The 19,661-nt window shown below is 44.4% G+C and carries 17 protein-coding genes; 2 read left to right on the top strand and 15 right to left on the bottom strand.

The annotated features are described in order from the left end of the window. A partial coding sequence (locus tag ACTF7Q_RS04380; protein ID WP_438996638.1) for a flagellin occupies nucleotides 1-696 on the top strand: 696 nt, incomplete at its 5' end. A 79-nt stretch (nucleotides 697-775) separates the two neighbouring features. Here the strand turns inward: ACTF7Q_RS04380 and flgL are convergent. The 11 genes from flgL to flgB all read right to left on the bottom strand — a co-directional run bounded on the left by flgL (nucleotide 776) and on the right by flgB (nucleotide 16,096). After that, complete coding sequence (gene flgL, locus ACTF7Q_RS04385; RefSeq protein ID WP_438996639.1) at nucleotides 776-1,678, bottom strand: flagellar hook-associated protein FlgL; 903 nt, start codon at nucleotides 1,676-1,678, stop codon at nucleotides 776-778. Nucleotides 1,679-1,688: 10 nt separating this feature from the next. Then, the gene (flgK, locus tag ACTF7Q_RS04390) at nucleotides 1,689-5,897 is read right to left on the bottom strand and encodes a flagellar hook-associated protein FlgK (RefSeq protein ID WP_438996640.1); all 4,209 of its coding nucleotides are present in this window, start codon (nucleotides 5,895-5,897) and stop codon (nucleotides 1,689-1,691) included. Between the two features lie 2 nt (nucleotides 5,898-5,899). Then, nucleotides 5,900-6,193 (bottom strand): rod-binding protein, encoded by a 294-nt coding sequence (locus tag ACTF7Q_RS04395; protein ID WP_438996641.1) that lies wholly within the window; start codon nucleotides 6,191-6,193, stop codon nucleotides 5,900-5,902. Nucleotides 6,194-6,202: 9 nt separating this feature from the next. Continuing rightward, on the bottom strand, nucleotides 6,203-7,300 hold the full coding sequence (locus ACTF7Q_RS04400; protein ID WP_438996668.1) for a flagellar basal body P-ring protein FlgI: 1,098 nt from the start codon (nucleotides 7,298-7,300) through the stop codon (nucleotides 6,203-6,205). 66 nt (nucleotides 7,301-7,366) lie between these two features. Then, nucleotides 7,367-8,047 carry a flagellar basal body L-ring protein FlgH gene (locus ACTF7Q_RS04405; protein WP_438996642.1) on the bottom strand — a complete coding sequence of 227 codons (681 nt, stop codon included), beginning with the start codon at nucleotides 8,045-8,047 and terminating at the stop codon, nucleotides 7,367-7,369. Between the two features lie 27 nt (nucleotides 8,048-8,074). Beyond that, nucleotides 8,075-8,863, bottom strand: a complete 789-nt coding sequence (gene flgG, locus ACTF7Q_RS04410; protein ID WP_438996643.1) for a flagellar basal-body rod protein FlgG — start codon at nucleotides 8,861-8,863, stop codon at nucleotides 8,075-8,077. Nucleotides 8,864-8,931: 68 nt separating this feature from the next. Then, nucleotides 8,932-9,687, bottom strand: coding sequence for a flagellar basal body rod C-terminal domain-containing protein (locus ACTF7Q_RS04415; protein ID WP_438996644.1), 756 nt, complete (start codon nucleotides 9,685-9,687; stop codon nucleotides 8,932-8,934). Nucleotides 9,688-9,785: 98 nt separating this feature from the next. Next, nucleotides 9,786-14,513 carry a flagellar hook-basal body complex protein gene (locus ACTF7Q_RS04420; protein ID WP_438996645.1) on the bottom strand — a complete coding sequence of 1,576 codons (4,728 nt, stop codon included), beginning with the start codon at nucleotides 14,511-14,513 and terminating at the stop codon, nucleotides 9,786-9,788. Between the two features lie 70 nt (nucleotides 14,514-14,583). Next, nucleotides 14,584-15,276: a flagellar hook assembly protein FlgD gene (locus tag ACTF7Q_RS04425; protein WP_438996646.1), complete on the bottom strand. Its 693-nt coding sequence runs from the start codon at nucleotides 15,274-15,276 to the stop codon at nucleotides 14,584-14,586. A gap of 17 nt (nucleotides 15,277-15,293) precedes the next feature. Continuing rightward, a complete protein-coding gene (gene flgC / locus ACTF7Q_RS04430) occupies nucleotides 15,294-15,710 on the bottom strand; it encodes a flagellar basal body rod protein FlgC (protein ID WP_438996647.1) in 417 nt (138 codons plus the stop codon). Continuing rightward, nucleotides 15,710-16,096 carry a flagellar basal body rod protein FlgB gene (gene flgB / locus ACTF7Q_RS04435; protein WP_438996648.1) on the bottom strand — a complete coding sequence of 129 codons (387 nt, stop codon included), beginning with the start codon at nucleotides 16,094-16,096 and terminating at the stop codon, nucleotides 15,710-15,712. The genes flgC and flgB overlap by 1 nt, the downstream gene beginning before the upstream one ends. A 144-nt stretch (nucleotides 16,097-16,240) precedes the next feature. On the opposite strand from flgB, the gene ACTF7Q_RS04440 reads away from it, so the two are divergent. Beyond that, nucleotides 16,241-17,290 carry a hypothetical protein gene (locus ACTF7Q_RS04440; RefSeq protein ID WP_438996649.1) on the top strand — a complete coding sequence of 350 codons (1,050 nt, stop codon included), beginning with the start codon at nucleotides 16,241-16,243 and terminating at the stop codon, nucleotides 17,288-17,290. A gap of 375 nt (nucleotides 17,291-17,665) precedes the next feature. On the opposite strand, the gene ACTF7Q_RS04445 is transcribed toward ACTF7Q_RS04440, so the two are convergent. The 4 genes from ACTF7Q_RS04445 to flgA are packed head-to-tail and all read right to left on the bottom strand — an operon-like array spanning nucleotide 17,666 to nucleotide 19,660. Beyond that, nucleotides 17,666-18,094 carry a hypothetical protein gene (locus tag ACTF7Q_RS04445; protein WP_438996650.1) on the bottom strand — a complete coding sequence of 143 codons (429 nt, stop codon included), beginning with the start codon at nucleotides 18,092-18,094 and terminating at the stop codon, nucleotides 17,666-17,668. 45 nt (nucleotides 18,095-18,139) lie between these two features. Beyond that, the gene (locus ACTF7Q_RS04450; protein WP_438996651.1) at nucleotides 18,140-18,454 is read right to left on the bottom strand and encodes a hypothetical protein; all 315 of its coding nucleotides are present in this window, start codon (nucleotides 18,452-18,454) and stop codon (nucleotides 18,140-18,142) included. A gap of 15 nt (nucleotides 18,455-18,469) precedes the next feature. Then, the gene (gene flgM, locus ACTF7Q_RS04455) at nucleotides 18,470-18,769 is read right to left on the bottom strand and encodes a flagellar biosynthesis anti-sigma factor FlgM (RefSeq protein ID WP_438996652.1); all 300 of its coding nucleotides are present in this window, start codon (nucleotides 18,767-18,769) and stop codon (nucleotides 18,470-18,472) included. A gap of 36 nt (nucleotides 18,770-18,805) precedes the next feature. Then, nucleotides 18,806-19,660, bottom strand: a complete 855-nt coding sequence (flgA, locus tag ACTF7Q_RS04460; protein WP_438996653.1) for a flagellar basal body P-ring formation chaperone FlgA — start codon at nucleotides 19,658-19,660, stop codon at nucleotides 18,806-18,808. Nucleotide 19,661: the final 1 nt, after the last annotated feature.

The raw sequence follows: 19,661 nt of genomic DNA on the forward strand, positions 1-19,661 counted from the left end.
GAAGCTACTATTGCTGTAAAGCTTGCTGATTTGGTTCGCAATGCTGACTCTACCTTCATGGTGGCTGAAGCAGGTGGTGTTGATTCCTCATCAACAGCTGGTACGATCACATTCCAAACCGCTATGAACCAGGGTGATGCTGCGATCGAGTTTCTGATTACATCTCCTAAAGATGTGCTGGGAACAACTGTGACAGCTGGTACACCACAGACACGTTATGGTTCGATCCAACTGGACTCTGTCAATAACTCACCGATCAAAATTGATGTTGGTGAAACGAACGCGGGCGCCAACCATGCTGCACGTCATGGTTTCATCGAAAGTAACGTTGGTGCTGCTGACTTTGATGTGAATGATCCAACTTTGAGTGCCGCAGGTGGCACATCAATGTCTGGTCTGAGCATCGCCACAGCAGCAGGAGCTGCATCAGCTTTGACAACCCTTGATAATGCAATTGACAGTGTAAGTTCAATTCGTGGTGATCTGGGTGCGATTCAAAACCGTCTCAGCTACACAACGAACAATCTGTCATCGATTGTGACAAACACCGAGGGTGCTAAAGGCCGGATCATGGATGCTGACTTTGCTGTTGAAACCAGCAAGCTGGCCAAGACACAGATCCTGTCACAGGCAGCTACAAGCATGCTAGCTCAGGCAAACCAGTCTAAGCAAACACTGCTAGCTCTACTTCAGTAGTTTCAGCCTAATTAAAATACGCATTCAAAAAGAGGGGTGGTTTTGCCACCCCTCTTTGCCGTCAGGACTGAATTTCACTCTATCGCATGAAGTCAAACAGGCTTTGGCGTCCAATATTTACAAATGCCTGCTGGGCAGCATCACGGCTTGTGATCATTGACTGCATTTCAGTCACGATGCTTGCAATATCAGCATCCTCAAGATCAGAAATATTTTCGTTCAATAAAAGTTTTCGTTGTTCCAAAGCATCAGCTTGCATGTCAGCCTTGCTCAACTGCGCACCGATCAGAGTTTGCTGACGTGAGATGTGATCTATTGCTTTGCTAATATCATCCAGCGTGCCCTCTTCCAAAGAGCCAGACAATATCTGATTTTCAACAATTTCTATAATTTCAAAAGCCGAGTCATGGCCATAATCACTTTCGACTCGCATAAAGGCAGTCGCACCATCAACACCCGTTTGAAGCCGCATTGATTCTGACACCTGTACATCATGTGTGCCACGGTCGCCCACAAATTGAACAACACCATTTTCATCTATCTCAAATGCGTTTGAGTTTACCTTATAGCCCGCAAATAATGACTGGCCTGTCAGATCCTTTTTATTGGCAAGTTCAACCATACCCTCTTTCAGTTCGCTGATTTCTACCTTGATTGATTGACGGTCAGCAGAAGAATATGTGTCATTCACCGCCTGAATAGACAGTTCAAAAATACGCGTCATAATAGTCACCGCCTGCCCAAGCGTCTGATCCGTAAGGGCAAGCCTATATTGTGCACGGTCAAGGTTTGAGGAAAAACGATCTAGAAGAACCTTTTGTTCCTTGGCGGCAGATATATTAGTGGCCGCAATGGGGCTGTCAGACGAGCGAAGGATTTTTTTGCCTGACGCTATACGCATCTGCGCTTCTTGAATCTGTCCGGTGATTTTATGAAATCCAGCCAGTGATTGCGCATTAAACGATTTGGTGCTAATTGGCATTTTAATTCTCCTAAATTGACTGAATCAGCGTTTGAAATAATTCACGCGCTGTGGACAATATCCGTGCCGAAGCCTGATATGCCTGTTGTTGTTCGATAAGACGCGCTGCTTCTGTATCCAAATTCACACCAGAATAACTGGCTTCGGCCTCACGGCTTGCATCGCGCAAAGTTTGAGCTGCCTCAAGTGTTAGCTTGCTGGTGCGCACGCTTGAACCTAGCTCGGCAACAATTGATCCAAATATTTCCTGGAACCCACCAATATCAAGCTCTTCATCATTGGGGGTTTGCAGATCAATAATAGCTTTCAGATTCCGGCTATCACCAACACCATCATAATTGGTGGCTATATGAAATTTATCTTCAACTTTTAATTCACCAGACAATTTGACAGTGAACCCTTTGGCAGATGCTTGGTTAAATGAGTCTAAAGTTCGCGTTGCCATTGTCGTGCCAGTCTCTGTATCAACAAAGTCCACGATGCCGTTAACCGCATCTGTCACTGTAACGGCGATGTCACGGATCATGACCTCGGCCTCAGGCGGGCGCACATCATAAGTTGCCGATATTTTTCGGGCACCTTGCCCAGTTAGCACTACGACAAGATCCTCATCCGGCATATCCATTAGTGTGACCCGCTGCCCCATAAGACTGTCTGCTGTTGCGCTGACTTGTAAATCTTCTGTGCTGTCAATATGCGTTGCAATAATGTTTGCACCATCAACTTTGATATTAAAATCTCGGTTATAAAAGCTGTTGATTTCAGCTACAGGTGCGTTGCTGATAGCTTCTTGTGTTTTATATGTCAGGGTTAAGGCGTCAGTTCCCGTTGACACAGTAAAATCAAGATTTTCGTAGCTACTATGGCTTTGAAGGGCTAGAGCCACATCGGATAGTGACGGTGTTGTTGAAAATTCAACCGTTACGGCATTGGTGGTCTGGGTATAGCTAGCGGCGGTCGCCACACCAGCATCTTTATAGTTTAACGTCAGCGCATCGGACCCAGGTGCAATATTGAACAACAAATCACTATAACCAGCGGCATTTTGTAATGCGGTCACGATTACCGAAACACTGGCAGGTGCTGTTATAAATTTATGTGAAATTGACGTGGCACCGTCAGACAGGGTGATCGTTTGCCCTGCTAAATTAGTTAACCCCGTATAATCAAACCCGGCAATAGACTGAACTTCGGCAACATTTTCAGAACCCTCAGTTGTGACACTGACATCATGTTCGAAAATACGCAGATTTAGTGGGCCATCACCAATTGTCAGTTTATTGCCAACTAATCCAGCAAGGCCAGCCTCATCAAAACCAGATATCGATTGCACCTCATTAGTCGAACCATCGCCAGCAACCGTTTGCGAGACCGTCATAACAGTGCTTTGTTGCGTAAGTGACGCAGTTGGCTGGGTTGTGCCATTAATGAGTCCAAAGCGCGTCGCCGCTTCGGTATTGTTTTCAATGGTCGTTGATGTTGGTAGCGTAATATTATCACTTATCAAAGAGCCATCATTTGACCAGATATGTAGCTTATAGTCTTTATTGAAGCTAGCGCTCAGTCGCCCTGTCTCACCGCCTGTGACATACAACTCACCATCCATCATGGTGATGGTGTAATTTTGCCCCTCAAATGTAACAGTTACATTTTCGCCATCAGCAGGAAGGTCTGTTAGCGTTTCAGAAATATTGTAAGTGCTTGGGTCGTAACTAATTGAAATTATATTCTGGTTACTGCTTTCAATGCCAATTGAGCCGTCAGCTAACTCCTTTAGCTGATAGCTCGCCCCATCAAACTGAATATTCAACACGCCTGATTCTGCAAGTATGGTTCTGTTTTCTTCAGATATGGCAATGGTGTTTGATTTGGTCAAAGCAGCAGCACCTGTAAGATTGGCAATCGGCGCATTAGACCTAAAGTTTTTGGCCATGGCATAAGCAATATCAGCTGGTGCCGTAGAGACTACATCTGCGCCAGTCACATTTTGGGTAATATTATCAATTGTTAGCGCGTAAGAGACAGTTTCTGCCGAAGCGCTGACTCCAGTTACCGACTCTTCGTTGCCATCAATATTACCCAAACTATCGAACGTAATAGTCCGACTTGTCGCTAAATCACTGATGCTTGTCAAAATGTCTGATGCGTTGGTCTTGTTGGATACGGTGGTGCCAAGATATCCATCTTCACCCGTCTTGTTTAGATATGTATCGACATAGGTTGCACCAGCATTAAATCCATTTGCCGTGGTAAAAAGGGTGCTGATTTCGTCAGCTGTTAATGCTGATCCGGCAATATGACGCCCTTCTCGGGTAAAAATTTGTATATCAGAAGCTACATCACTTCGACTTGTGACAATGCCAGAAATATCATTAGCGCTTGCAAGGCTTAGTGACGCGCTATCAGCGATCGTGTTTTTAGAAAAGCTGATCGTGATTTGACCGCCTGAACCAGATGCAAAACCACCAAGGTCAATCAAAGAAAATGTCGTATCACCGTCAATATTATTTGTGCCCGTAATCACACCCTTATTGAGCAGATCGGCAACCCGGTTCATATCAGTCCAAGCTCCTGTCCCATCAGGATGGAAGGCGTCGTAACTGAGATCAAAACTATAGGTTTTTGAATTTCCATCGGGGTCGGTAACATTGAAAGTGGCTGTTTCGATACCACTCAAATTTTCATCACTGACAGAGAATGTGAGTTGTGATTGCTGTGTGAGGCTGGCCAAATCAACGTTAGTTACATTGGCAGGGATAATGACAGCTGAACCGTCAGCACGAAAGGTTGTTCCAGAAACAGCCGAAAAACTATTTGAAAGCACCTTTGTCATGTCCGGCACATTATCGACAGCTGCAGACACTGCCGTATCTACGGCCATAGTTGCAGCGCTCTCATTATTCGGATCTGCGTACGATAGTAGCTTTGAAGCAGCCGCAATATCGTGCGGTCTGGTAATCACGAGACCAATTGCACTCGCCGATCCAGCGGCTGGCTCCAGAAAAAACTTATCACCATTGCTGGGATTGCCGCCAAATTCAATGATTAGGCCGGGAAGAGATATTTGAGACTCACCAGAACCTACCACTTGATTTTTTTTATCACGCGCTTCCCAGATATTATTCTTTGCATCAAATTTTATTTCAAGGGGTTCAGGGTCAACAATAGTATAATCAGTGACCTCGACAAAAACCTCACCACTTCCAAGATTCTGATAACTCTCAATCGTTTTGATGTCAGCCATCTGAAAGAATTTACCACCAGGCAAACCCTCTAGATTTATACCTTGTTCATGAATTGCATTAATGTCACGGACAAATGAATATGCCAGCTCATCAATCTTATCCATTGTTTCAGATGCCTTTGAAAAGCTATCACTCAGGCCTTTCAATGAGCCGTTCTTGATTTCGTTGGTTGGAGCAAATCCACTCCCCTCACCAATAAGGAATGTAAGTTTTGTATCGTCCTCAACAACTTGAAGCGTTGCAAATGTATCATGCCGAACAATGGCAGGGCCAGTTCCGCTGGTACCAAGCGTAAGGCTTGAGGATCCATCTTCATTGTTCACAATTGTGACTTCAACATAGTTGCTAATTTTATCAATAAGCGCATCACGCGCGTCCAATGCAGAATTTGATTTGGCAGCTGATCCCACGCCAATCGACCTGTTTAGATTTGCAAGCTCTGAAACGAGCCCGTTGAGGTCGCGAATATTCTGATTGGTTTGTTCAGCAATACCTTTTTTGACTGCGGTCATCTCAGTGGATAACTGCCTAAAACTGCTAGCTAAAGCGTTAGCTTGCTCCAAAGCGACCATTCTAGGAGCACGATCAGCTGGCGCCACTGACACTTCTTGCAATCCGTCAAAAAACTTAGCAAGCATCGAACCAAGATTATGCTCACCAGGCAGAAGCACATCTTCAAGGTCACTAATATTAGATGAATAGGCCTCAGCACCCTCCGCATAAGATGATGTAGATCGCGCCTTATTCAATAGAAATTCATCGAATGAACGTCTTACATCGGCCACCCGCACACCAAGACCACTTTGATCTGGCAAACTGTTAACACTGCCTGCACCACCCTGAATTTCTTCAAGGCTAGCCTCGCGGCGCTTATATCCATCCGTGCTTATATTGGCGATATTTTGACCCGTTACCGACAAAGCCTGCCGGTAAGAATTTAATCCAGATTTACCAATATCAAATAAACTAGCCATATTTACATCGCTGACTTATCAAATTGGCGCACTAACGCCTCAGCGATACCAAGATCAATTTTTTTGGACATGATATCTGCATGTTCTTGATCAAGCATATCTTCGTAAGTGCTTTTAGCGTGACTACCGAAAAGATCGTCAGCAAGTTTTGTTTTACGTGCCTCTTTTAAGAATTGATGCAAAAAGATCGCTTCGAATTTTTCAGCGGCTTCTCTTAAATCCTCATTTTCATCAGGTAATTTGGTTTTGTTGGCCTCATACATAGCCATGGATGTATCAATAGGTGTTAGTTCCATAGCGACCCCCTAAATCACAATGATTTCTGCGCGAAGCGATCCAGCTTCACGAAGCGCTTCAAGAATGGCAACCAAATCAGCTGCACTGGCCCCAACAGCGTTGATCGAGTCAACGATATCAGCCAGATCAACACCCGTATCAAAAACAAAGGCTTTGGCTGTTTCTTCCTCAATTTCAATTTCCGTATCAGCGGTTTGAACAGCCTCACCAGGCGTGGTGACTGTACCATTAGCATTTGTCGTCGTTGTACCAGTTGCCGTTACATTCATATCTTCGGTTACTTTTACTGTTAGCGATCCATGCGTAACAACTGCAGGTGTTACCCTTACATCACCACCAATAACGATTGTGCCTGTACGAGAATTGACGATGACCTTTGCAGATGGGCGTGCTGGATCAACCTCAACATTTTCTAGCAAACTTACGAAACTGACTTTCTGTTTGGGATCAACAGGCGCACGGACCTTAATTGATGACGCGTCCAGTGCAACTGAAACATCAGGCCCAAATACATCATTGATAGCGTCAGACACACGAATAGCCGTGCTGAAATCACCTTGATGCAAGTTAAGTATTAAATTATCGGATGACTGAAATGGGGTTTCGACCATTTTTTCTACGGAAGCACCACGGGGAATGCGACCAACAGTTGGAATATTCACAATTACAGACGATCCATCATTTCCTGTCACGCCCAGGCCACCAACAACCATATTACCTTGAGCCACTGCGTAGGTTTCACCATCAGCACCCAGCAAAGGTGTCATCAATAATGTGCCACCTCGAAGTGACTTTGCCGCCCCAATAGTCGACACTGTAATATCAATGCGCTGACCTGGTTTAGTAAATGCTGGCAAATCAGCAGTTACCATAACGGCAGCGGCATTTTTACCTGATAAGTTTGACGCGTCTGTTACTAAGCCAAATTGCGACACCATTGATTGCAAAGATTGCAACGTCAGACCCGAGTTTCCATCACCCGTTCCAGACAGACCTACCACAAGCCCGTAACCCACAAGCTGGTTTGATCTTACGCCAGCAATTGACGTCATATCTTTCAACCGATCAGCTACCGCACTGCTGATACCTGCAAAGGCACTGAACATAACGATCAAAGTGGTAGTAATGATGGTACGAATTGACATTTTATATTCCTAATCTAACAGAACAGTTTAGAATGGAGAGATTGTACGAAGTGTTTTGCTGAGCCACCCTTGACGCGCCGAGTCAGCTGTTTCGCCTGCACCTACATAAGTGATTTGTGCATCAGCAATGCGATTTGACAGAACAAGATTTGACGCCGAAATATCTTGGGGCCGGACTAGACCTGTCAAACGCACATATTCATCGCCATTATTCAAGTTCAGCTTTTTCTGACCTTTGATTTCCAGGTTGCCATTATCAAATACACGCATCACAGTCACAGACAAAAAGCCAGACAGCGAATTAGACTGCGCAGCAGAACCAGAACCAGAAAAACTGCGGGCGGCGCCCCCGGTTAGTCCCGCATCTGAATATCCACCTGTTAGAATATTTGGTAATGCTGTTGGTAAGGTAACACCAAAGCTATCAGTTTTGGCTGATGCAGCAGTTTGCGACTTGGTTGCTGAAAATGATTCACTTAAAGACACTGTCAAAATATCACCAACATTACGGGCACGACGATCTGTTGCGAATAGGCCACCTTTGGTCTGTTCAAAGATACCGCCTGTTGGTATTGCCACCATTTGTGTAAAATCATTTGTTTCGTAGATTGGCTCAAACTCAACCGATGCCTGATTTTCGACATAGGTTGAACAACCACCTAGTCCAACTATTAATAAGACAACAAATAAAAAGCGAGCATTCAACATAACAAGACCTCAGATATACTAGATTAATTACAGGTTATTTGAGATGAAGCGCAGCATTTCATCAACAGATGTAATCGACTTCGAGCTCACCTCATAGGCACGCTGTGTTTCAATCATGTTTACAAGTTCTTGCACCACATTAACGTTAGAAGCCTCAAGCGACCCCTGTACCAATTTACCAAAGCCTTGCTCTTGAGGGTTTGCAATGATGGCAGCACCACTAGCAGCTGTTTCGATTGAGAAGCTCTCACCTATTGGCTGTAATCCACGGCGGTTATTAAAGTCTGCAATAGTCAACTGGCCAACATTCTGAGGTTCTACTTCACCAGCTACAATCACACTGACAATACCATCACCTGAGATATTAATCTGGTTTGCATTTCCGGGGATTTGGATTTCAGGCTGCAAAACATAACCACTTGGCGTTGTCAGCGTGCCTTCAGCGTTAGTTGAAAATGATCCATTTCGTGTATAGCCAATCTGGCCATCCGGGAGCAAAACCTGAAAGAAGCCTGAACCCTCAATGGCTAGATCAAGAGAGTTGTCTGTTTGGATCATACTACCCTGGCTCATCATCTTTTGGGTATTGACGATGCGCGCACCTGTTCCAACAGCAAAAGCTGATGTCAAATCAGTATCTGCAGATGTTTCCTCACCTGCTGAGCGGCGAACTTGATAAAGGAGTGTTTCAAAATTTGCACGATCACGCTTGAAACCTGTTGTATTCACGTTGGCTAGGTTGTTGGCGATGACCTGCATTCTAGTTTGTTGGGCATTCAGGCCTGTTTTGGCCACATGCATTGAACTCGTTGACATTTACTTGCCTCCAGCAGATTAAAATACTCTGCTGCTATGTAAGCAAGACCCGTGCCAAACCGACGGAATTAGTTAGGTAACCGCATAAGAGATGACGTACCTTCATCAAGTTCCTGAGCAGTAGAGATCAATTTAATATTTATTTCATACTGACGCTGATCTTCGATTGAATTGACCAGCTCTTCGGTAATATTGACGTTACTCAGTTCAACATTGTGCTGGATAATCCTAGGTGATTGATCGATTTCAGGGACTTCACCATTTGCCGCTCGAATTTCCCCATCAGGAAATTTCTTAAGCTGAACATCAATTGCCGAGGTCATTGCCAGCTGCCCAACATTTACCCTTGTGCCAGCCTCGGCACCAACTGGCTCAATGATTATTTCACCATTTTCAGAAAAGGTGATTGATCTATTAGCAGGCACTTGAATTGGATTCAATGCGACATCCAGAATCTTTGCTTTCGTTCCATTGACAAGAAACCCATCAGCATCAACACTCAAATCGCCGCGACGTGTCAAAGAAACGTCACCTGGACCCTTTACAAAAAAATATCCATCACCACGAATGGCAATGTCCATAGCTTCGTTCGTCTGACTAAGCTGACCAGGTGCGCTTTCGAAAGTATTATTATTATCTTTCAGGGCAAATGCACGTGATTGAAATCCATTCATCACATTTAAAAATGCAGAGCCAGTAGTTTTGGTGCCTAGGTCTCGTCGATAGCCAGGCACACTGATGTTAGACATGTTTTGCGCGCGAACCGATCGGTTGTCATAAATATTATTGACCGTATTCATGGCGGTAAAAATAAACTTGTCCACGGCTATCTCCTGATTGATATCTTAGTTCAATAAGCAAGAGCCATGCCAAACCAGCCACAGCCAGTTTGGCATCTACTTTAGCGCTATTTTATCCGCAGTTACATACGGATATTAATAATGGTCTGCGTTAGGCCAGTTGTTGTCTCAATCGCTTTTGCTGACGCCTGATAATTTCTTTGAGCCGTAATCAAATTCACCAGCTCTTCGGTAATATCAACGTTCGAACGTTCTAGCGAACCTGACAGGATATTACCAAAGCCTTCGGCACCCGCCTCACCAACCTGTGGCGTACCTGAAACAGCGGTTTCAACATATGTCGCATTACCAATCTGCTTCAAACCATTCTGGTTGTTAAAGTTAGCCACAACGATCTTGCCAAGCGGATTGTTTTGACCATTTGTATAGTTGGCGCGAATGGTGCCCGATGAGTCAATTTCCAAACCGTCAAGACGTCCAGATGTGAAACCATCCTGCTGCACAGAAAGCACTGAGAATGGTTGTGCAAACTGGGTTGAAGCAGAGAAATCAACATCCAAGGCAATAGAGAAGCCTTCTTCCTGTTTTTCATAATGCACATTATTCTTTGGACTCACCAACGCACCTGTTTTGTCAAAGGTCAACTCACCCTCATCAATGTAAAGTGGATAGTAGCCTTCGACCAAGTTTGCTGGGGGTGACTCAACGACCTTACCATCTGCGCTGACGTAAAGAGCCACACCATTGTCATTTGTTGCCTGGATCAGATTATAAATCTCTGGCACTGATCCAACACCTAGCGGCACATCATCAAGACCAAGTCGGGCAATACCCTTAACTTTAATCGTTGACGAGTCACCCGTTGTTCCTGTGGTAAACGATAGATTGTTGTTTTCCAGATCATAGCTGACTGACACACCACCAATAGGGTCACCCGTAACAGGATCCGAAATTTGGTTAATTCGCATTTCAAGAGCTGATGCCAATGTTGATCCAACATATGAACCTGCAGGCACCTCAATAATACCGCTAATACCATTTACAGAAATATTGAATACGTTTTCGCCTGTTTGTGCAGATAGTTTGAAAACGCTACTCAAATCTTCGTTTGCACTGGCACCAGATGCTACAGCAGGCGTCGCTTTAAGGCCTCTACCTTCGGTGAAGATAAAGTCTGTCTTTGTTGCGCCGACTCCAAGAAGTTGATTTTCGCCATTACCAATAATACGGGCATCCGCATCAGTGATGGTTTTAATAGCACTGCCATCAGTTACACTAATCGTATAGCGACCGACCTGTATATTTGAACTTTTTTGATTGGTTTCTACACCGATTGCGCCGTCACCAGCTATCGTTTCACCAGTTGAGCCGCTGGAAAATTCAAAATTCTCTAGATCACTATTATAATTTACAGAGATGCCATAGCGTTTGTCATTTGGCTGAATTTCTTCACCATCGGATATAAAGCTATCGCCATAAAGAACCTCTCCACCCTTAATCGGAACAGTTGATGACGAACTTTGTGAAGGAATACCAAGGTTGTTAGAACCAGTGGCGTTTGAGCCATAGATTGAATAGGAGCTAAAGTTACTGTCAGTTCCACTACCAAGCACGGTTCTATCAACTGTAAAATTCAGGCGCTGATTAACAGCATCATAACCAACCTTGACAGCAGGATTTTTTTCATCAACCCAGTCAATGGTTGAATTTTCTGCGGTTGTCGCAACAGCCATTGCATCAAGACCAAGAGCCTCCAGATCAGTTGCCGTACCTGTATTATCAAAGGCGGCAGACGAAGCCACAAAGCCACCAAGATCAGTTCTTTTGCTGCCAATTTCGCGAATAACCATACGCTTGCTTGAATAGTTTTCCATTGAACCTTCATATACCGGATAGGATCCTTCGAAAAAGGCTTCGGTTGTCGTTGACTTATTAGCCAAAATATATACTGAGACATCTGCCGCAGCGCCCGCAATCGTAAAATCATTTTCAGCAAGCGCGAGACCAGACGTGCTGACCTCAACATAGCCACGACCCGTGGTATTGCCTGTTGTGGTGCTAGAGGCCACAGATACGATTTCAAATTCCCGACCATTCAGCGTTCCGGCATTTCCCTCAGTAGCAGGGAATTTACCTGACAAACGAATGTTTGCACCCACAGTAAAGTTAGTAGCCTGCGCATCATCAATAAAGATTTTCATCTTATTTTGCGTTGCCGTATAGGAAATATATGATGTTGTTGCATCACCACTTGCGGCCACACGGGTATCATAGACATCCATTGATGGACGATTACCGAAGTAAGAATAGGCCATATATTGTGAGTCGACATTATCATCAGATACCATTTTGCCAACTGATGCCGCTGTTGTAGTTGCGACCACACCATCAGCTGCATATGTCAAGGTAAGAGCATCAGTACCAGCAGAAACGGTAAAGCCAAGATCAGCGTAATTTGAATGACCTTGAACCGCTGATACGACTTCGGCAAGAGTTGGAGTTGTGGCAAAATCAACAGTCACTGCAGTTGATGCTTGGGTGGCCGTTGACGTTGTCGTTATCACACCTGCGCTCTTATAAGTAAGCGAAACAGCGTCAGTGCCAGCCGATGCCGTGAACAATAAGTTACTATAACCTGTTGCAGCCTGGATAGCTGTTACGACCTCGGCGACATCAGCTGGTGCCGACGTGAAGGTATGTGAAATAGAATTCGTGCCGTCTGAAATGGTTAATTTTTGACCTGCCAAATTAGCAAGCCCTGCTGTATTCAGTCCTGCTATGGACTGAACTTCAGCAACAGATGCCGTTCCCGTGGTTGTTTTGCTGACGACTAATGAACTAGATCCAAAATTAATTGTTCCACTTTCACCAAGTGTCAGGCTCTTTCCAGCCAGATTAGCAAGGCCAGCGGCATCAAGACCAGCAACACTCTGAACTTCAGTTGCAGATACGGTTCCTGTTGTGGTTTTTGTTACAGTTAACGAGTCAGAGATATCGGCGTTATCGACTTGCAATGATGATCCAGTTGGAAAGGTCGAATTTCCTTTAAGCACAGAAAAGTTAACGCCATCCGGGCGTGCGATTGTGAGCACACCATTCGAAGCAGACACCTCATATTTGCTTGTCGCGCCAGATACATCACTATCAATTGCCATAGCGGCTGCAATTGTAGTTGCTGTATCCTGAGCCAGAACCAGCGTTCCTGAATTCAGAGTTACGCTGCTCTCAAAAACGCCATCACCATCTTCATCCGCGACAAGGTCAATGGTAAATTCTTCTGAGTTGGCATCATTGATTGTGCCAGGATTGATCGTCACGTCGGTACTATTGCCCAAACGATCCAAAGTTATGATATTATTATATTCGTAGATTGTATTTATCTTATTACTTGTAGAACGCGTGAATGACAGGTTCTCGACACCCAAAGGATTACCTGATTGTGTGCGGTTATAAGCATTCAGCGCATCATTTATTTTTACCTGTGTATGCGCAAGGAAATCTTCACGCGTAATATCAGGGGATGAACCATCAATATCAAAGTCGGCGATATTTTCTGATACAAAACTATCTGTACCCAATAAATCAACCTCAATAGCCGTATCCAAGCTACTTACCGCACCATCTGCATCAGTACGTTTGAGATCAATTTTGATCTTATCATCAAGGTTTTGAACAATCTGGAGCTTCCGGTCATCACCATAAGCAGCGTTAACTGAACGCTCAACTTCTGCAGCAAGCTGAGTTGCATTATATGTACCAGGTCTGATATCAATGCTGACAGGCTGGTCACTATCATCGACATTGATAAGCAGAAAATCTTTTCCCCAATAGACGTCACCACCAGCATTTCCACCTTCACGTGTGGCTTTGAATTCCAGCGGGTCAGTTACAATCTCAACTAGCTTGTCACCTTCTTCACCAAAGTCGAATGATGTCTGCTCACCCTTGATAGTTGCAGGAGATGATGGAATCAGCTTTTGCAAATCATCGAGTTTGTAAAGTGGCGAACCCTTACCTTCCAGAAAGTAGTTATCATCTGGAACGGTTGTTGTTTGGCGTCCAAACCTATCAATGAACACCTGATTGCCGGCATCATCAACTGAACTCACAAGGTCAGGATCAATGATCTGGTCGTTAATGACCAAACGCGTATCATATTTATTTGTTGGGTTATCAGCAGATGCCGATTGAGTCTTGATGAAATAGACAGTCGCAATTGTTGGGTTACCCAAATCATCAAAAATCGTGATTGAAGTTGAATTTGTAAAGGTACTGGCATCATCAGGATTAAATGTATAACCATCAGCAAATTGAGCTTGATCGGTGACAACTTCTGAAGACGCTGGAACGTTCACACCAAGATTAATGTTACTTGTGGCCTGTGGATCACCAGAAGTGACAGGAAGCTGCAAAGGCACTGCACTTTGAAGGTCTTTAGCCGTTACCGATCCGTCATTGTTAACTGGGTATGTCAAAAGATACTGACCGGCCGAGTCAACAACATAACGGTCATTATCGACATTCAATGAACCATTACGCGTATAAACTGTCTGGGCTGACGTCAAAGATGGTTTCAGAGCAAAGAAACCCTGACCAGAAATAGCCAAATCGAGTGCGTTCAAAGACGATGCAATATTACCCTGCGTAAACTGCTGTTTTACACCTTTCAAGATTGCACCAGAACCAAGCGATGAGGATGAGTTCTGCAACGGTGAAGTCGCAAAGATATCACCAAACTCAACACGGCTTCGCTTAAAGCCTGTTGTGCCAACGTTCGCAATGTTGTTGGAAGTTGCGGAAATATCTGCCGAAGATCCATTCAGTCCAGTCAAAGCTGTATAAAACGACATTAGTTAGTCTCCTGTAATGCAATATATTATTCAAAATTTCAGTTTAATAGGGTCAATAGTCTGTGCGTCCTTAGCGGAAACGTGCCACGTCAGCCGCACGCACTTCGCCATAGTCACGAACATCAAGCATCACCCCTGTGGTCGCGTCACCAGTAGAGGCAGACAGAACGTCGGCAAAAATGCTTGGGGTCAGTGTTTCCATGCCATTACCAAAATCAACATGAGCTTCGATACGAACCGGATCACCGCTGTTTAAAATATCTTCAGGAATATCTTCCCACGAAAATCCAACTAGGCCAGATGCTTGCGGCCCAAGATCCTTTTTATGCAACAAGGCTCCGGCTTGATCAGTAAAGGCAAGGCTGGTAACGCCAGATGCAGATGGAAGATCCAGCATTCCGTGAATTTCACCATTATTATCTGGGCGGGCATAATTACCCGGTATCATGACTGAATTGCCAAGCATGTTTGATGCCGTAGCAATTCGAAATTCCGCCAAGGTTTCAGCCAATCCGTTTAGCGTCTGATTCATGTCAGTGATGCCAGTTACAGTCGAGAACTGCGCCATCTGGGCAATCATGTCTGTATTTTCCATTGGTGCAAACGGATCCTGATTTTGCAGCTGTGTAGTCATCAGCGTCAAAAACTCTTCCTGACCTAACTGATCCTTATTAGTTGGCGCTGCATCATCAGTAGATTTCACACCAAGCTTATCCAGAATTGAATTCAGAGAGTTCTGGGAAGATGTATCAATAGTGCTCATTTATTCGGTCTCCGTTTCTATTTGCCCATGTTGATTGTGCGCATCATCAGAGCGCGTAAGGTGGTAACGACTTCAATATTATTCTGGTACTGGCGGCTCGCCTCCAGCATTTCTACAAACTCTTCTTCGACATTCACCGCAGCACTGTACACAAAACCTTTTGCATCAGATTTTGGATGGTCTGGCATATAAATCCGCTCAGGCTTACGATTAAGCTTGGTCACCCCAACCACTTGCGTGGTTGACATGCCGCTATCATTTACGTTGTCTGCAAAACGTGTCTCGAAAATTGGCTTCATTGAGCGATAGGCTTCATCCTCGGTACTTGCCAAGTTTCCGGCATTAGCAAGGTTACTGGCGATCGTGTTTAGGCGCACCATTTGTGCGGCCATCGCCCGACCAGAAATATCAAAAACGTTTTTAATATCGGCCATCACTCACCCCTTATCGCCGACATCAAGCCGGTGATGCGGTTATTCAAAAATGTGAGCGATGTCTGATAACGCACAACGTTTTCAGAAAACTCCATCTGTTCAACATTCAGTTCAACTGTATTTCCATCCAAAGATGGATTTAATGGTTGGCGATAAAGAACCTGATCTGGCCGTCCATTCACCGCAGTTCTGATGTGACGTGCGTCAGTGCCATTCATAGTTCCATAGCCAGCAACACGACTAATTTCATCTTCAAAATTAATATCACGTGCTTTGAAATTTGGTGTTGCAGCGTTGGCAATGTTCGACGCAAGAATATCGTTACGTTTCGAGCGCAAAGACAATGCTGCCGAATGCACTTGCAAATAATCGCCAATTCCTTTCATCGTCTTACCTCTATATAGTTAACAGTGATGGTTATAGATCTCTGCTTTCCCCCCTTTTTCAGGGTTTAAAAAACATCAACATAAACCGTCGATTGGTCTGGAATTTGCAATAAGGATGCCAAATACAACGGCAAGGATAAAAAAATGGCTAGAACGACATTATCGAATAGTGCAGGCCCCGGCTCTTCAACGCCATTGGCACCTCAGACTATAAAAGTTCGCGATGCTGTAATCGCTAAATGTGATGACCAGTCGCTTGATGAGATGAATGAGTTCGTTAAAGGGCTGCTTGATCGCGAAACAGATGAATTGAAACGCCTTGGTATTCTTGCGGCGCGCGTTTACATTCTGCGTCAGCGAATTATGGCACTAATGGAGTCCGGCGCCTTAAAAGGTAACGATAAACAACTTGATTTTATCGATCCTGCACCCGCAGTAGCAGATGATAATTTTGATGAATTTTCCGATCTTGATAGTGATGTTAAAGATACAAACTGGATGCGTGTTCGCATTATTGAGAATTGTGAAGTTAATGGGGTTCGGTTCCCAAGCGGGGTTGTCATTGACGTTCAGGCTGATGATGCCGCCAAATTAATTGAATTTGAGAAAGCCGAATTACAAGCCACCGATGTCGATGATAAACCGCTTCCAGAAATGACTGCCTCGGCTGCTGACTTATCAGACATTCCAGATGACCTAATGGACTTTACTGATGATACAGCAGACAAAAATAATGACATGCTTGAAGAATCTGATGACCCGCTAGACACGGCTAATGACCGGCCGGATGCGTCGGATGATATGATGGATGTATCTGGTGAATTAGAGGAGCAAACTGAAAAACCGGCAGAGACACCAGCAGATGACATCATTGCTGAGAATGACATCATGCCTGAGGATATGCCTGAGGATATGCCTGAGGATACGCCTGATGAAATCGATCTAACAGCACCTATTTCCGAAGATAGCATTGCGGAAAAAGATGATGAAAATGAAGTTACCCCAACTGATGATGTAGCAGATAATGAGGCGATTGCCGCGGCTGTGGCGGACAAAATGCCAAAGGCTAGCGCATCATCACCCGATGGAGAACCTGTAGAAACCATCGAAGAAGATCTACGTAATGGCGTGCAAGAACTTAACGATTTAGACGCGACCGAAGCAAAGTCAGATGATAGCAAAAAAGGCAGCTGACAATAGTGACGTATAGATTGAAATATTTTGTATATGGCGTTTTTGGATTTGGACTTCTGATAACGCTTGCAAGTTGCAAAGGCATGTCTCGATTTGAACAGGAAACCTTTTCATGCGGTTTGAACGCAACTGGTATTGTTGAGATCATTATAAGATCTATACAACCTGGCGAGGATACGATCCTGACAACAGTGAGCGGTGAGATGAAGATGCCCATCACGCACAGCTCGGATAATTTGATCACAATCTCTGACGGTCAAACAAAAATCGCAATTAACCGTCAGACAAAGATGTTAGAAGTCACCATCGCGGACAACCTATATTATCTTGAATGCAAAAGTAGCATTTTCAAGATGTAGTCTGGTTCGCTTTTATCTATTTTCCGTGAAACCGAACAATCGCATCAACATCACCTGCAGAGAGCTTAGTTGCTTTCATTATCGCGTCTGCAGACGCACCTTTACGCGCCATTTCAATCGCTTTAGAGGTTCCAACCTCGCCCCGGACATCGTCAGTCAAACGCAATATATCCTCGCGCATGGTATCAAATGTTGCACCATGCTCGGTGATCATATCACCCAACTTTGAAATATGCCCAGCAAGGCGCGACATAGTTTGGTTTTGCGCCTCTAATTGTTGAGCTTGGTTTCGAAGTGCCTCATCAAGTTTTTCTGATAGAATACGTTGTTCGGCCTGAACAGCAAGACTTCGCCACACCACAACACCAAGCATGATTGCAACTGTCAGTAAAACAATCCCAGCAGGGCTCATAACAAAAGATAAAAACGTATTCAGACTGTGCATAGCAACGCCTTTTCTTTTACCAGCTATCAATGCCGGCTTCCAATGCTAAATCGATTTATCAAGTGATTTGCGAATATATTTTCCTAAATCATCTGACCATACGAGCCTAGCCCGCGTTTTAGCTTCCAGTAAATTTATCTTATCTAAAATTTTTGAAAGTTGCACCTTATCATCAGCACTAAATGTTCCACCTTCTTTAGATGATTCAATTTCAGGCCAGACATCTTGAACCTGTTTTTCAATTTCTGCCAGCATAGCACGAAGATTAGCGGCATCTTCCAGACGCAACAAAGCACTGTCAAGCGAGCGCTCGACAGTGTCAAAAAGGGTCTGCGTTTTAGATGTGCGCGTATCTGTCACCTAAATAACCAGTATTTAGGTTTTCAAATCCCTGTATGCATCCATTAACGCATCAGAAATCAAATCAAGGTTAATTGGGTACTCACCGTTAGCAATCGCACTTTTGATACGGTTAACTGCTTCTGCGTTAACCGGCGGCTTTTCAGCCAGCTGTGCAATAGCCTGGGGTGACGCCGCACCGCTCATCGTTACAGTATCGCGTGCGACTGGTGCTACGTCGGACGCACCTGTTGCAACTGCTTTGCTGTCAAAATCACGATCGCGGGTTCTTTGAACCTCGACTCGATTGACCATATTTTTTATGGCATCAACCATTAGAATAGCCTCCTCAGGATCATAAACGACAAGAACTCACTGAATGTTAGTGCCTGTTGCAATTTTTTTTGAATTAATTATCTGGCCATGAACAATTCTATCGCTATTCACGTTCTTGACCTTAATCCACTCACCAAATTGTCCATTTTCAAGGGCATAGCCTAGCACACTGACAGCTACGGCACCAGACTGATTCACCAACGTTACTTCTTGGTCTTTTTCGACCATCCAATGTGGATGAAGCTGGCGGGCAAAAACTGGTTTTCTTGCAGAAACTGAGGTCTTTAAACGTCGCCCAATCACATCATCATGATCAAAAAACACACCTACGACTTCACGCATCGACACATCAATAAAAGCAACATCATCTGGGGTGATTATGTCACCGCGCGTCATGCTGCGGGTCAAGGTTACAACACGAGCTGTTTCCATTTTTTTGCTCGGTTTAGCAACTATATTTCTTGATGTTCGACTCGTGGCTTGCGCATTTGTGTTACGTTTGGATGCCGTGATGTCTGGAGTCGCTGTTTTAATTTTTGTTCTTACGGCAACGCGCCATCCAGCTGTATGTTCGCATTCCACTCTGACGGTTTGATAATTACCAAACATCGGGTTTACAGTCAGATCGCCTTCACACTTTCGAAACAAACGATCAGGATTTAAACTTGGCGTGGCTTCAATACCTTTGACTGACAAAAACTGGGTGACAATTTCATTGATATATTCACCTGTAATAATTGGGCTTTCAGCTTCTTTGCTGTCAGCGTTATCATCATTCAAAACTGATAGCGGAACTGATTTATTGGCGCTGACAGCAACAGCAGAATCGGCATTAATAATGCCCATAAATAGCCCAGCAATAACAGGTACCGCTAATTTGCCAATACACATC

This window comes from Puniceispirillum sp. (SeqCode) (genome assembly GCF_965657105.1).
Taxonomy (GTDB): Bacteria; Pseudomonadota; Alphaproteobacteria; order Puniceispirillales; family Puniceispirillaceae; genus Puniceispirillum.

Excerpts from the sequence above, each read along its gene's own strand:
- ACTF7Q_RS04400 (WP_438996668.1), bottom strand. The coding sequence starts at position 7,300 with ATGTTCAGTGCCTTTGCAGGTATCAGCAGTGCGGTAGCTGATCGGTTG.
- flgG (WP_438996643.1), bottom strand. The coding sequence starts at position 8,863 with ATGTCAACGAGTTCAATGCATGTGGCCAAAACAGGCCTGAATGCCCAA.
- ACTF7Q_RS04420 (WP_438996645.1), bottom strand. The coding sequence starts at position 14,513 with ATGTCGTTTTATACAGCTTTGACTGGACTGAATGGATCTTCGGCAGAT.
- flgL (WP_438996639.1), bottom strand. The coding sequence starts at position 1,678 with ATGCCAATTAGCACCAAATCGTTTAATGCGCAATCACTGGCTGGATTT.
- ACTF7Q_RS04395 (WP_438996641.1), bottom strand. The coding sequence starts at position 6,193 with ATGGAACTAACACCTATTGATACATCCATGGCTATGTATGAGGCCAAC.
- flgM (WP_438996652.1), bottom strand. The coding sequence starts at position 18,769 with ATGGTTGATGCCATAAAAAATATGGTCAATCGAGTCGAGGTTCAAAGA.
- flgC (WP_438996647.1), bottom strand. The coding sequence starts at position 15,710 with ATGGCCGATATTAAAAACGTTTTTGATATTTCTGGTCGGGCGATGGCC.
- ACTF7Q_RS04425 (WP_438996646.1), bottom strand. The coding sequence starts at position 15,276 with ATGAGCACTATTGATACATCTTCCCAGAACTCTCTGAATTCAATTCTG.
- ACTF7Q_RS04440 (WP_438996649.1), top strand. The coding sequence starts at position 16,241 with ATGGCTAGAACGACATTATCGAATAGTGCAGGCCCCGGCTCTTCAACG.
- flgK (WP_438996640.1), bottom strand. The coding sequence starts at position 5,897 with ATGGCTAGTTTATTTGATATTGGTAAATCTGGATTAAATTCTTACCGG.
- ACTF7Q_RS04445 (WP_438996650.1), bottom strand. The coding sequence starts at position 18,094 with ATGCACAGTCTGAATACGTTTTTATCTTTTGTTATGAGCCCTGCTGGG.
- ACTF7Q_RS04405 (WP_438996642.1), bottom strand. The coding sequence starts at position 8,047 with ATGTTGAATGCTCGCTTTTTATTTGTTGTCTTATTAATAGTTGGACTA.
- flgA (WP_438996653.1), bottom strand. The coding sequence starts at position 19,660 with ATGTGTATTGGCAAATTAGCGGTACCTGTTATTGCTGGGCTATTTATG.
- flgB (WP_438996648.1), bottom strand. The coding sequence starts at position 16,096 with ATGAAAGGAATTGGCGATTATTTGCAAGTGCATTCGGCAGCATTGTCT.